The organism is Proteus sp. G2626, from assembly GCF_009915985.1.
Taxonomy (GTDB): Bacteria; Pseudomonadota; Gammaproteobacteria; order Enterobacterales; family Enterobacteriaceae; genus Proteus; species Proteus vulgaris.
The window spans coordinates 1-12,199 of the sequence record NZ_JAABNH010000022.1; the positions used below are offsets into that span (position 1 = coordinate 1).

At 42.4% G+C, this 12,199-nt stretch carries 17 protein-coding genes; all 17 read right to left on the reverse strand.

The genetic code is table 11. The features are described from left to right. Nucleotides 1-198: 198 nt before the first annotated feature. Nucleotides 199-864 (reverse strand): hypothetical protein, encoded by a 666-nt coding sequence (locus GWJ05_RS08665; protein WP_036937600.1) that lies wholly within the window; start codon nt 862-864, stop codon nt 199-201. Nucleotides 865-873: 9 nt separating this feature from the next. Next, on the reverse strand, nt 874-1,215 hold the full coding sequence (gene gp17, locus GWJ05_RS08670; protein WP_109910851.1) for a tail completion protein gp17: 342 nt from the start codon (nt 1,213-1,215) through the stop codon (nt 874-876). A 5-nt stretch (nt 1,216-1,220) separates the two neighbouring features. After that, nucleotides 1,221-1,667, reverse strand: coding sequence for an HK97-gp10 family putative phage morphogenesis protein (locus GWJ05_RS08675; protein WP_237585115.1), 447 nt, complete (start codon nt 1,665-1,667; stop codon nt 1,221-1,223). A 16-nt stretch (nt 1,668-1,683) separates the two neighbouring features. Further along, on the reverse strand, nt 1,684-2,013 hold the full coding sequence (locus GWJ05_RS08680; RefSeq protein ID WP_161681360.1) for a phage head closure protein: 330 nt from the start codon (nt 2,011-2,013) through the stop codon (nt 1,684-1,686). An 8-nt stretch (nt 2,014-2,021) separates the two neighbouring features. Then, on the reverse strand, nt 2,022-2,348 hold the full coding sequence (locus tag GWJ05_RS08685; protein WP_161681359.1) for a head-tail connector protein: 327 nt from the start codon (nt 2,346-2,348) through the stop codon (nt 2,022-2,024). Further along, a complete protein-coding gene (locus GWJ05_RS08690; RefSeq protein ID WP_072071162.1) occupies nt 2,348-2,542 on the reverse strand; it encodes a DUF7210 family protein in 195 nt (64 codons plus the stop codon). Before GWJ05_RS08690 ends, GWJ05_RS08685 begins: the two co-directional genes overlap by 1 nt. Nucleotides 2,543-2,587: 45 nt before the next feature. Then, nucleotides 2,588-3,802 (reverse strand): phage major capsid protein, encoded by a 1,215-nt coding sequence (locus GWJ05_RS08695; protein ID WP_161681358.1) that lies wholly within the window; start codon nt 3,800-3,802, stop codon nt 2,588-2,590. A gap of 11 nt (nt 3,803-3,813) precedes the next feature. Continuing rightward, on the reverse strand, nt 3,814-4,665 hold the full coding sequence (locus tag GWJ05_RS08700) for a head maturation protease, ClpP-related (RefSeq protein WP_109395509.1): 852 nt from the start codon (nt 4,663-4,665) through the stop codon (nt 3,814-3,816). Continuing rightward, nucleotides 4,662-5,993, reverse strand: a complete 1,332-nt coding sequence (locus GWJ05_RS08705; protein ID WP_058336210.1) for a phage portal protein — start codon at nt 5,991-5,993, stop codon at nt 4,662-4,664. Before GWJ05_RS08705 ends, GWJ05_RS08700 begins: the two co-directional genes overlap by 4 nt. Then, entirely contained in the window at nt 5,994-7,736 is a 1,743-nt protein-coding gene (locus GWJ05_RS08710; protein WP_161681357.1) for a terminase large subunit, read from the reverse strand. It lies immediately after the preceding gene. Further along, nucleotides 7,690-8,157, reverse strand: a complete 468-nt coding sequence (locus tag GWJ05_RS08715; RefSeq protein WP_036905779.1) for a phage terminase small subunit P27 family — start codon at nt 8,155-8,157, stop codon at nt 7,690-7,692. The genes GWJ05_RS08710 and GWJ05_RS08715 overlap by 47 nt, the downstream gene beginning before the upstream one ends. A 117-nt stretch (nt 8,158-8,274) precedes the next feature. Then, nucleotides 8,275-8,613 carry an HNH endonuclease signature motif containing protein gene (locus GWJ05_RS08720; protein ID WP_036934628.1) on the reverse strand — a complete coding sequence of 113 codons (339 nt, stop codon included), beginning with the start codon at nt 8,611-8,613 and terminating at the stop codon, nt 8,275-8,277. Nucleotides 8,614-8,616: 3 nt separating this feature from the next. Then, nucleotides 8,617-9,120 (reverse strand): hypothetical protein, encoded by a 504-nt coding sequence (locus GWJ05_RS08725; RefSeq protein WP_161670821.1) that lies wholly within the window; start codon nt 9,118-9,120, stop codon nt 8,617-8,619. A 993-nt stretch (nt 9,121-10,113) separates the two neighbouring features. Continuing rightward, nucleotides 10,114-10,566 (reverse strand): lysis protein, encoded by a 453-nt coding sequence (locus GWJ05_RS08730; protein ID WP_052038441.1) that lies wholly within the window; start codon nt 10,564-10,566, stop codon nt 10,114-10,116. Beyond that, nucleotides 10,559-11,137 carry a phage antirepressor N-terminal domain-containing protein gene (locus GWJ05_RS08735; RefSeq protein WP_036934633.1) on the reverse strand — a complete coding sequence of 193 codons (579 nt, stop codon included), beginning with the start codon at nt 11,135-11,137 and terminating at the stop codon, nt 10,559-10,561. Before GWJ05_RS08735 ends, GWJ05_RS08730 begins: the two co-directional genes overlap by 8 nt. Before the next feature lie 199 nt (nt 11,138-11,336). Continuing rightward, nucleotides 11,337-11,756 (reverse strand): structural protein, encoded by a 420-nt coding sequence (locus GWJ05_RS08740; RefSeq protein ID WP_036934635.1) that lies wholly within the window; start codon nt 11,754-11,756, stop codon nt 11,337-11,339. Beyond that, entirely contained in the window at nt 11,749-12,066 is a 318-nt protein-coding gene (locus GWJ05_RS08745) for a phage holin, lambda family (RefSeq protein ID WP_036934638.1), read from the reverse strand. The genes GWJ05_RS08740 and GWJ05_RS08745 overlap by 8 nt, the downstream gene beginning before the upstream one ends. Nucleotides 12,067-12,199: the final 133 nt, after the last annotated feature.

The window sequence follows — 12,199 nt, forward strand, 5'->3', positions numbered from 1 at the left end:
CGAAGTTTGCGCTGAATGTAATTCATGGTGCCAACATCCAGCTCTTTGACATAAAAGGTGTTGTCTAAATAAGTAAAAGGCGTCACTTTCAGTGCTTGGTTTAACACTAATTCACGCAATAACGCGTTAGACATAATTACTCCTAAGATTTTTTATCGAGAAGGGAGAAGAGAAATAATGAGGTGGATGAATTAAGGGTTATTTCTTCGCATTCAAATAATCACGGCCAGACAATTTAATCGAGATCCCCGAATCCATCATTTGCCCTACACTGCCATCAATGTTCATGCCCGTTTCGACGGAGCCGTAATAAAACATGGAGCCTTCATCTCGCGTTAAGACCATTTTCACTGCGAATTTTTCTTTGCTGTTTTCATATTTACGCAAGAGTCGCTGCACCTCACTGGAGCTATACCGTAAGAAAAAGGTCAATTTAATTGAGCCGTATTCCGTATCGCCAGATTCATATTCCTTCCCATCACTGCAAATGGTAGTGACATCAATTTGTTCGGTTGTCGAACCGTCTTTGCTGAAACTTTTTACCGCACAAAAGTTATTAGACCACTGAATACGTTGTGCTTTGGCGTTTACAAAATCCGTGGGTAGCGTTTTATCACTCCAATCCACTTCGTCGCACAGGGTCACTTTATTGCCATCAACCTGTGCAATGGGAAAACGCCCATCTAACTCCCCTAAACCCGATAACATAATCATGTCATCCGCTTTCAGTTTATTATTGGCGATGGTAATGGTTGCGGGTGATAACGTCGCTTCCGTCACTGTCATCGCCTCCCCTAAGCCTGTTTGCACAAAGATCTTCGTGCCGAGGAAAGGCGTCGCTTTATGGTTTTTTGACTTTGCCATATCCATTCCTTATTTATCTGATGAAATCATTAATTCAAGAACAAGCCGATGCAATTTGACATCCGCTTCATACCCAAAGACCGCATTCATTCGTTGTGCAAATGGGATTGCCTCGATAATCTGAGCCTCGATTTTTTTACGCAAGACTATGAGAGGTTGTGGTTGTGGCGCATACACATCAAGTTGCACGCGATAGTTGTCTAAATCCGTATCCTCCAGCGCACTGTTAGGCGTGATGCTGGCAAACTGGATCACAATGGCGGGATAATGCCCTTTGCCTTCGGGTAATACCTGAAAAAAAACCCTTCCATCGACAAGAGGTGAAAGGGTCTCTTTTAATTGCTGTATCATGATCTCTACCTTACTTTTTCAATGTCCTCTTTGAGTGCTTGAACAATCACTTTAGCCGTCGCTTCCTTTTTCGCTTCAAAACTGGGCCGCATAAACGGTTGTGCGGGCATCTTGGCGGTGCCAAACTCGACAAACCACCAATAAAACGGATCATTTGGGTTCAATGCCGCACTTTTTCCCGTTGCCTGTTTAAAGGCAGACACCTTTTTACCCGATAATGATTTCACCCAAATGCGCGTTTTAACTTGCCCATTGCGCTGCACTTTCGTTTTAGAACGAATATTGCGCTTGATGGTGCCTTTGCGTCGATGAGGCACCGTTTCCTTAAGAATAGGTACTCGATGTTTGATTTCTTCTTTTAACGCCGAAGCCCCTACATTCATCGCCTTACGCGCGCTTTGATTTCTAGTTTTACGGGCGATGTCTTGCATTCGTTGAGCGAGTTCAGACAATCCACTGATTTTAATTTCACCCATCATTCACGCCCTCTTTGCACATTAATTGAAGCTCACGATGACGCTCATAAGGGTCAATAATCGAAATAATATTAAATATTCGCTTACCCCATACAATACGCATTGAGGTATCGATATCAGCGATATAGCGAATAAGAATTCGCGTTGTGGCCTCACTTTGTACTTGCTGAGCTTGAAAATATTCTCGCCCTTGATAAGGCATGATCGCTGCACGTACTTTTGTCGCATGATCCGTCCAAATCACATCACTGCCACTGATGGCATCGGGCGCTAATACTGATTTTTGAATATGAATAGTGTGGCGTAATCGTCCTGCACGCATAAAACCTCCTACAACCCATAAATCCGGTAAGGTTGAAGTAGTGCGGTGACCGCAAAAGGTTGTGTAGAAAAAGCTTGCCCCGAAATTACCCCCTCACGATTTTCATACCATTGCGCAATTAATAAGAGCATTGCCGCAATCACATCATCCGTTAAGAACAAGGCTTCAGGATCTTCTTGTGCTTTATCCATCTCCTGAGTTTTATGTAATGTTCGACGCGTGTAATTTTCAACATATTTCACAGCGGAACCGATATACAGCGTCAATAAATTATCGTCATCCGTAAAATCAGGATCGATATTGCAATGCTGCTTCACCAATTTGAGAGAAAGCATTATTTCTCCTTTTTCGCCTTAATATTTCTTTTCGGTTCAGGTTCGGGTTCAGTAACAAGATGTGTTTCTTCCTGTTCTTTGGCATAGCCTTTTTGGATTAACTCCCGTCCATGTTGCTCTAAGGTATCAATCTGCTCGCCTTCAAGCACCACTCGTCCCTCAAAATAAATGGCTCGTAAGATGACTAATTTCATATCACCTCCAAAGAAAAAGCGGTCATAAAGACCGCCTTAGTTACATTAATCACTTGACGTTGCTACCGTAAAATCACCGTAAACAAAGGCTTCTGGACGTTTGATCGCCAAAGCAAGACGCTCTTCACAACGAATAGAGATCATGTTTTTCTCAAAATCATCGGCGTTTTCCGTTGAAATCACCACATTCGTTTCTTCGCGATCAAAGAGCTGTGCACCCGCATTAAATGCCCCTGTTAAGAATTTCCCTTTAAACGCGGGAGTTTCTGTTGCCACAACCGGTAATCCCCATAAAGTCGGCCCTGTTAATGCGGAAGGATTAGCCAAAATATAGCGCCCCAAAGCGTCTTTGGTTAGTTCAATTTTCGCCCAGTCAATAAAGTGTAAAACGTGACCAGAAGCAGGGAAACGCGCCAATTGAGCTTGAAGCATGGCAAGCCGTAAATCATCGATACCATTTTGTTTTTCAACCGTAAAGGAGGCTTTATATTGAGTGGCTTGTGGGATAATGCCGTGCAAATGAGCCCCAGATCCATCACCAAATAAAATTTCTTGCTCTTCAACAAACTTCAATCCATAACGCATTTCTGCATCAATCAACGACTGCAACTGAGAAAAATCATCTAAGATTTGTTTAGACGCTTTAAACATATGAGCAATCGTCGTCACTGGCGTGATTTTGGTCGCAAAGGCAATGTCGCTATACGGCTTAGTGGTATTTTCAGGCGCAACCGCCGCCTTGTTGGTAAACCCCGTTTGCTGAACCCAGAAAATGGCGGGAGATTGCGTTTTACCTGACGCAATTAAGTCACGAATAAAAAGTCGTTGTTTCGGTGCAACATCGATACCCGACAATCGTTGTGGTTCAACTACGCCTTCGGCAACCCCCGTAGATGTTAATGCTGCCTGAACAGGAATTGAAACACGCTTGCCCTCTTGAATGCTGGAATTGATCTCTTTTAATACTTCAGCCGAGATCACTTGTTGACCAACACTTTTTACAACCTGCACCGCATTATTGAGTGGCATTTGCGCAACATGTTGTTCTAAATCCCCTAATGCGGCTTTCAGTGTTTTTTCAGATTCGCGTAGCGCATTTAGCTCGGTTGCCATTTTGTCTACGGCATGTTTCGTTTCTTCACTTAATCCACCCACTTTCTGCGCTTCTTTTAACGCTTCTTCAGCTTTGGCATTAAAATGCTGATTGGCTTCTTCAATTTTTGCCGATAGGTTTTTTAATAATTCATTTGTCTCTGACATAGTCACTCCAATTACTTAACGCAGGCAAAGGCGGTCACCGCCTCCTCCAATTTTGACAGGATTTCAGGATTAATATCGCAGGTAGCGCTTGGCATACCATTAGGTTGGGAAGTAGCGCTCGGCGTACTTCGGGTTAATGCACTAATTAGTTTTCGTCGTTCAGCACGAGGTGTGTTGGTTTTGGCAAGTAGCGCATCCAGTTTTCGGATCGCGGCTTGGGGACTTTCATCACCTTCGTCAATCACATCGGCAGAAAGTAGGCTGTCCGCAAATCCCTTTTCTATCGCTTCACTCGCACTGATATATGTTTCGTTGTCCATCATCTGACTCACCACGTCACTCGATTGCCCACTGCGTGCCACATAGATATCGGTCATCGAGGCATCAAAAGGGGCGAGATCATGAGCAAGTTTTGCAAAGTCGTGACGATTTCCTACCCCCATTGCCCAACAGTTATGGATCATTAAAAAGGCACCGCGCCCCATTTTTATTTCATCCCCTGCCATCGCAATAATGGACGCAGCGGAAGCGGCAATGCCCAAAATATTGACCGTTACCTTGCCACTGTGAGCACGAAGCAAGTTATAAATTGCCAACCCTTCAAACATATCGCCCCCTGGACTATTGAGGTTAACGACAATATCTTGCTCACCAATGGCACGAAGCGCGGCGGAAATCCGTTTAGCGGTGACACCTTCACCCCAATAATCTTCTCCAACGACGTCCAATATCGAAATCGAGTTATCCGCACTGGATGCCCGAATACGGCTATTCCATTTATCCAGTGCTTTGGGTTTCAGCTCATAGCGAATCGATGCGCAGGGGCGATCCTCCAGCGCGACTGGCAACTGATTTTTTTTCATAACGATGACTCCTCGGGACGAGGTGGATTGGATTGAGATGGGGTTACAGGTTCACCTTCAGGAAATAACCAGTTAGTGATCTGTGCTTTGAGCTTTTCAGCTTCATTGTTCGTGATATCTTTTCCGAGCTGATCCAGTGGCGTTAAATTAAGCTGAACCGTATAAATATCGCCCCCTTCAATAGGCGGTAAATTCTCTAACCGTCGAACATCATTTCGGCTCATCCAGCCATTTTGTAACGCTGTTGTGTAATAAGCTGAACGTCCTGCACTGTCTGCACGTAATAAGCCCTCAACAGAAAATTCCGCATAATAATCATCATCACTGTCGAGTAAACAACGATTAATTTCTTGCTCAATATTGACCAATAAGGGACGTAGTGTATTGGTCAAAAACTGCATATTCATCCCTTCCACACTGGATGCCCAACTACTTTGCTTATCGGCATGCCCCACCATAAAAGGTGGAACGCGAAACCAACGGCAAATTTCCTCAATGCTAAATCCGCGACTTTGTAATAATTGCGCCGTTTCAGGGTTCATGGTGACATTTTGATAAGACAAATCCGCTTCAAGGATCATCACCTTTCCGGCATTTTTTGAGCCGGTAAACGTCATTAAATGCTTTCTTAGGCGTTCTCGTTGATCGGCTTTCAAGGCATTCTTTGACGTTAATAATCCACTGGTTTGTAACCCATTTTCAAACACTTTTCCGGCCGCTTCATCCGTCGATAACGCGGTACCAATCACATCACGCCCAATCTGGATCGGTATCATTCCGCACACACCATCCATACCAAACCCTCGAATATGCATCATATTTTTAACGGGAATAACCCGTTTATTCGATTTAGGCATAGTATAGGTATATTCCAATTGCCCATTTTCCAATCGTTTCACCGTCATGTTTTGAGGTAATAACGGTTGAAGAGAAACCAACTTTTTCCCGATATAACATTTTTCAATAAACGCATTTCCTCTTAAACATAAGCTGGCAACAACCATCAACATAAAGCGAGAAGGCGTCATTTCTGCATTGGGTTTTCGGCATAATACTGTGTAAGCGGGATGATGTTTCGCCAGTTCGCGCGAGCCATCCGCCTTCGTTTGATAGATTTTCAATGGCAATGTCGAAATAGATTCACTGAGTAACCGAACGCAAGACCATACCGCAGACAGCTGTAATGCATTATCTGCGGTGACCACCTTGCCACTGCTACTCTTTCCAATCCATTCTTCCCAAAAGGCGCCATCAGTTAAACTAATGGGTATCCCCATCCAATTGAGGATCGCCGATTTTATTCGGCTCTTTTTTTTCACGTTACGCATTTAGATCCCCACAATAATTGGGTTATCAAAGAAACCATCAATATCCCCTTCATCCTCGAATTCCCCTTCAGAAGCCCCAATCGCCATTGCAGAGGCCACCACTCCATCAATTCGACCCGTGCTTTTTTTCTTGGCAAAGACGCGGTTATCTTTTTGGTCAGCCTCAAGCACAGCGGATGCGGCATTCCATCTCAAACAAGGATTGGCGTGGATCTCAATCTTCTTGTCATCAATGAGCTGTTCAAACAGTTCGATAGAGTGTGGCATCCACAGCCCTGAATCTTTGGCTTTGTAATATCCTTGTCCATGCGGAGTTAAAGGAACCGTCACACCCGCGTCATCGAGTTTGGGTTCAAGGTATTTAATGCGATAAGGGTCAAAGGCAATGGCTCTCATGCTGACGTGCATCGCCATTTCAGCAATGCGTTCTGCCACAAATTCATATCTCACCGCATTCCCTGGCGTGGTATGCATAAAACCTTGCCTTACCCATAAGTCGTAAGGCACTCGGTCGGTTTTCGCTCTATCCAATAAAGTGTCTTTGGGTGTCCAAAATTCGACATAAAGACGTTTGAGACTAGGAAAATACAAGGCTAATGCGGTTAAATCTTTGGTTCCCGATAAGTCCAGTCCGCCATAACACTCTTCACCTTGAAGGTCATCGAATGTGAACGTGTTTTCACACTGCATCCATGTTTCACTGTTAATCCACGGATTATCGGCATCCACCCACTGACAAAAATTAAGCCGACGCACAATGCTTTCTTTCGCGGGCATACCTCGAGCTTGTGTCACTTGTTCGCGCAAATAGCGATCAGAAAAGGTGTAGCCCAATGACGGATTGGCTTTCCCCCAGCAAGACTCATCCTTAAAGGGATCATCGCCCTCATCCAGTGAGCAAATATAGGAAAAGAAGCTGTCGTCTTCGATAGTGCCTTCGGCAACTTTTCGTCCGTATTCATGGTAGTCATAACACACACTGGTTTTATCATGCCCACTATTGGTGATCATAAATATCAAGGCTTGTCGCCGACCTTTTGTGCCCGCTCGCATCATCTCAACGGCGGTATTATTTTTATGCTCATGAATTTCATCAATCAACGCACAATGGGGACGAGGCCCTGATTGCCCATCATCCGAACTAATCGGACGAAAGAATGAACTCGTTTTCAAATAAGCCAAGTTCCACTCTTTGCCTGTTCCGCCTGATTTGGTGATCCGCTGACTTAATGCGGGAGATTGATCAACCATTGCCACCGCATCACGAAACAAAACCATGGCTTGGTCTTTTTTCGTGGCTGCCGCATACACTTCAGCACGCGGTTCACTGTCGGCGACTAAACAATACAACCCAACGCCACCCGCCATCGGTGATTTTCCTGAACCTTTACCTGATTCAACGTACACAATGCGAAATCGCCGTGTACCATCAGTCATTTTCCAGCCAAAAATGGAGCCAATCACAAAGCATTGCCAAGGCAATAAAATAAACGGTTTGCCTTCATGTTCCCCGCCATTGAGCTTTAAGACTTTCGCGAAAAAATCGATCACCCTTTTGACAGCCTCGACATCCCAGACTAATCCTCGTTGCTCGGCTTCGTTTAAATCTTTGAGATGACGTGCACATGCATGACGAATATCAGGCCCCGCTAAGATTTTGCCTTGATGCACGTCTTGCGCGTATTGTGTTGCGGGATCAACCGAAATATTGGTTGAGCGGATCTTCCTCTTCTTCTCCACCATCCATATTCACCTTCGAGCGAGCGGCAGGGGTTAAACCAAACTCGACTAAATAACTTTTAAAACGGCGATCTGCATCGGCCAACATGGCAACAGCAGGATTCGCTTTAATTAAAAAATCCCCTGATTGCGTTTTTGTGGTGTATGTCCGCCCCTCAATGGCAATGGTGTCTCGCAATTGAAGAATATCGGCGTAGATATCACACAGCCGTTCTAATGCCAGCGTGTCAGCCACGGTTAAAACACCCATTCCATCGAGTAATAAGGTTAATTTTGCCCACGCCATTTTCCCCCAATCCGTTAAATGTTCGGGCGGGCTTGGAATTTCACGTTTAGGTTGGGGTTCTTTATCGTTGAGTTTTCGTTTTCCCGGATTACCGGTGACCACCTTCAAGTGGGTCGGTTTCGGGCGTCTTCCTGCCATCGGAACCTCCCAGAAAAAAACTTTTCATTTCGCGGTTGTGCGCACAAATGAGGGCGCTAGGTAATCAGGGCGAAAGTGTCTGAACTTTTACCCCGCTCCCACCCTGTATTCATTGTGTTATTGATGCCAATGAGAATTGGGATCGAGTGGAATACCATCCGCATTACAGCCAATGACTTTTCCACTCTTTTCCATTCGCTGTTTTGTTGAGTTGTGGTGAAGGTCACATAAGCTTTGAAAGTTCTTCTTATCCCAGAATAGGGCTTGTGCTTTTGTGATAAGGACCTTATCACCAGATTGGATCGCATCTCTAAGTCGATGAGGAATAATATGGTCAACAACTGTGGCTGCAGTAATACGTCCTTGCTCTTTGCACATAACACAGAGTGGATGCTCATTAAGAAAAGCTAATCGCGCCTTTGCCCATCGACCACCATAGACATTACGTTTTTTCATTTCTTATCTCTGACTGCACCACGTTTTGTTATTTAACTCACTCACAGCTTGTGCCCACGCTTGATGCTGAGTTTCCATTACTCTTTTTAACTCAGTGATAGCAATATCTTGACTATTAGCTCGCATGCGTAAATCCGCCAACTCAGCCTTAGTACCCTGTTCTAACTTATAACTGACAGCCACATCTTTTAGTTCTGCGGAATTAACAAAGGTATCTTTGATAAATAACTTACCAGCAAACTGTGGTGTTGATTTAGGCTTTCCCCCTACATCTTGCATCAGTTGCTTAATGCGAGTGAGCTGTTCTTCTAACTTATCTAAGTCACTTGTATCTACTGAGACTTTGTAAATCAGCTCACCTATTTCTTTTTTAGGATGATTAATAGTTATCTTTTCAGGAGCCTTACCACCTATTGAAAGTTTTAAATAACCATTCGCACAATAAGACGCACTGTATGTTTTTGTTTCAATACGGACAGAACCATCATCATTAATAATTATATTCATTTACTCTCTCCAATAAAAAAGCCTCCAGTGATTAACTGATGGCTATCTCTATAAACTCTATCAACGCCTCTCAATACATGATATTTATTGAATTTAATTACTATAATTACATCTATTAATTTAATAAAAAATCAATTCTTTGTAATGGATAATTACAGCATGTTATTTCATTGTAACCAAATGATTAATAAATAAATAATTTACACTCATGATATTAATTAGACTCACATCACTCTCGATAATTACTTTTAATGTTAATATATAGGCTTATATTCTTATGTGAGAATGCTAGTTTTTTGTTATAGATGTTTATTTCCCGAATGACCTTACATCAATAATAAAGCCTCTCTGACACACATTCAAACGAGGAGGTATTATGTATTTTTTATACACAATTATCGCTATTGTATTCTTGATTTCCCTCGCCACTACAAAATCTGACTCAAAGAACAAACGAAAATAAAATCCATTAAAATAATTAATTAAAAAAATAATCATACCCAATATAGCTGAATAACCTGTGTTAACTTATTATTTTTACAGAATATGTCTAAATAACAACGCGCTAGATATAAATATTTTTATCATATCCTTAGCAAATTTATTCGCCCATACTTTGGCAATATGTAAGCAGTCGTCAAACATTCGCCCTTTTCTACTTGCTTGAGAACTTCGACGATAATGATCTACCGCCATGTAACTTGCTCTACGACAAACAGGCAAAGAAAGATTGTTTTTTAAAAACTTACGTTGATTATTAACAGATTGGCTTACTAAATATTGGTAATCTATTGTTTTCTCACATACTAGTGAAAGCCCTGTGGGCGCCCAAACTCACAGGGTTATTTTTATATTGCTCTGTTTATTTAGGTAGGAGATAGATAAGAATAATCAATCTGGTATATATATTTACCTAAGCTATACTAAGTAAACATCGCTATACTTTAATTGATATCTTGTTAGTTTGCCCTCGTACCCTACGTAGGGCTTTTTTTAGTTCACACACTCCGTCCTAATATAATCCTGTAATCCCAATATCACTTGCTCTGATTCTGCAATTCGCTCTCGGAGTAACCAATAATTTCTGATAGCGGTGTCAGTAGGTCGGGCGGTGGTTGCATTAGCCACGCCGGAGGTGGAAGTGGTAGCGCTCTTTGGACATTCGGCTTTGATGTACACCCTGTCAGGATTACGCTCAGCACTAACGCGCAGCCTATCGATTTCAGCCTTTGCATTTGTAAGTTCCGTCGCGTGTTTTGTATCAAGTTCATGAAGTGAGTTAATGCGCTTTTCGTAGTCGGCCATTTCAGCCACGAGAGAGTCGTTTGTTTTCTTTAGCTCTTTATTCTCTTTACCAAGTTCAATCATTTCTTTAGTTGAAAAGAATAAAGCAACACACAAAGCTCCCCATAATAAAATGGGAAACCAGGGCTTTAACTTATTCACAACTACCCCTCGTTATTTTACCTTTACCCGTTTCCATCAAAATAAAATCAAGTACCATTTCCCCTGCTTTTTCTTTTAGGCTCTGAATTTTATTTTCATGTTGAGGCTTAACATCCTTCCAAGCATTTAACCCTTTGCCAAACTTACTCGCAATTGCTTCATCTCTTTTAAAATCAGCGCAAGCTTCATTGAGTTGTTCCATCACGCTTAATTTTCTAGGATTAACAACTCGCCCTTCTGTCCAATATCGATAAAGAACATCATCACATTCCTCTTGAAACTGAATTACTTTATCGCGGATTTCAGATTTGACCTTGTTGGGATAAATAGTCAGCATCCAAGCTGAAAGTTTTCTAAGTTGTAGGCAAATCATTGATTGCTCACCACCCTTAGAAGGTATTGCGATTTCCACAATACCTTTACTAAAGCGTTTTTTTAACTTAGTAAACTGTGATGCCCAATTTAATCCCATACCTTCAATTATTGGCTTCATGGGAACATACGGTTCATTGTTATGCTCAACAACATAAAGCTCGTTATCATAAAATGGAACAGTAATTGTATTAGTCATAGTGTCTACCTTATTTAGTAATGAACCTTTGCCGAAATAGGAAATCAGCCCATCGAAGCGACACTAGCTTTAACTGATCCCCTCAAAGGCTCATTACCTAAATATTGGCTCGATGTGATTTGCACTTTCGGTGTGCGTAAAACGTGGATACAAAAAAGCCCCGCAAATGCGAGGCTATGAGATAGGATTAATTATTGAGTTAAAGTAACAACCAAGCATCTTCAAAGACTTTTTGTGAATACGGTTGATAGCCCAACTCAACGCCCACGATTGCTTTTGCTAAAGAGATAGCAACTGACTTTGATTGAGTATCTATCTTGTCATTAATACCAACACCAATCTCTTTTGATGCACGGCTAACATAACCATTCGTGTTGTTCTCAACTGGCGGTGCATACTTATTAATAATTGCTGATACTGAGTTCAAACCATATTTACGTTGATATGTTTGAGTTAGTTTATAAATTGCTCTGATGCCATACTCAGGCGACTCAAAGACACAGAATCGAGGGTTAGGAACTCCCGTTTCAATTCCGACTAAACCTTTCCATTTATTACGTGGGTTATAGTCAATGTTGCCTGGGTTGTTATTGCGTTCACCGCGTGCTGGTTTAGTCATTTTTCAGTCCTGCCTTACCCTTAATGAGTTTACTTAATCCATCCACACCGACATACCCAATGAATACACTAGCCAGATATGCCAATTCATGATTAAGGCCAAGTAGCGTCAAGAGGTCTTTTACAAACCATGCAAACAACGCACACATAGCACCATCAAATAACGTTTTCTTCCAGCCACCGCCGTTGTACTTACCACGCAGAATTGCCATGCCAGTTGCTAGTGACGCGCTAATTCCTTGCTCCTTATGAGCGGCGATAACTTGGAATACTTGATCCCAAAACTCAGGGGTTTCTTTCATATGATTCATACTCACCCCCTATTTGGAGGAATTAGTTAATAGAACGCCGACTCACAGCTCTTGTGTGAATGTGATAACGAGGGTAATTGTTCTGTGGTCGGCATATACGAAAAAAGACCGCCTAAGCGATCTTCAAAATGAG

Coding starts and splice junctions, on each gene's coding strand:
- GWJ05_RS08710 (WP_161681357.1), bottom strand. CDS start 7,736: ATGGTGGAGAAGAAGAGGAAGATCCGCTCAACCAATATTTCGGTTGAT.
- GWJ05_RS08720 (WP_036934628.1), bottom strand. CDS start 8,613: ATGAAAAAACGTAATGTCTATGGTGGTCGATGGGCAAAGGCGCGATTA.
- GWJ05_RS08685 (WP_161681359.1), bottom strand. CDS start 2,348: ATGCTTTCTCTCAAATTGGTGAAGCAGCATTGCAATATCGATCCTGAT.
- GWJ05_RS08695 (WP_161681358.1), bottom strand. CDS start 3,802: ATGTCAGAGACAAATGAATTATTAAAAAACCTATCGGCAAAAATTGAA.
- GWJ05_RS08700 (WP_109395509.1), bottom strand. CDS start 4,665: ATGAAAAAAAATCAGTTGCCAGTCGCGCTGGAGGATCGCCCCTGCGCA.
- GWJ05_RS08715 (WP_036905779.1), bottom strand. CDS start 8,157: ATGGCAGGAAGACGCCCGAAACCGACCCACTTGAAGGTGGTCACCGGT.
- GWJ05_RS08680 (WP_161681360.1), bottom strand. CDS start 2,013: ATGCGTGCAGGACGATTACGCCACACTATTCATATTCAAAAATCAGTA.
- GWJ05_RS08705 (WP_058336210.1), bottom strand. CDS start 5,993: ATGCGTAACGTGAAAAAAAAGAGCCGAATAAAATCGGCGATCCTCAAT.
- GWJ05_RS08690 (WP_072071162.1), bottom strand. CDS start 2,542: ATGAAATTAGTCATCTTACGAGCCATTTATTTTGAGGGACGAGTGGTG.
- GWJ05_RS08725 (WP_161670821.1), bottom strand. CDS start 9,120: ATGAATATAATTATTAATGATGATGGTTCTGTCCGTATTGAAACAAAA.
- GWJ05_RS08745 (WP_036934638.1), bottom strand. CDS start 12,066: ATGAATCATATGAAAGAAACCCCTGAGTTTTGGGATCAAGTATTCCAA.
- gp17 (WP_109910851.1), bottom strand. CDS start 1,215: ATGATACAGCAATTAAAAGAGACCCTTTCACCTCTTGTCGATGGAAGG.
- GWJ05_RS08735 (WP_036934633.1), bottom strand. CDS start 11,137: ATGACTAATACAATTACTGTTCCATTTTATGATAACGAGCTTTATGTT.
- GWJ05_RS08665 (WP_036937600.1), bottom strand. CDS start 864: ATGGCAAAGTCAAAAAACCATAAAGCGACGCCTTTCCTCGGCACGAAG.
- GWJ05_RS08740 (WP_036934635.1), bottom strand. CDS start 11,756: ATGACTAAACCAGCACGCGGTGAACGCAATAACAACCCAGGCAACATT.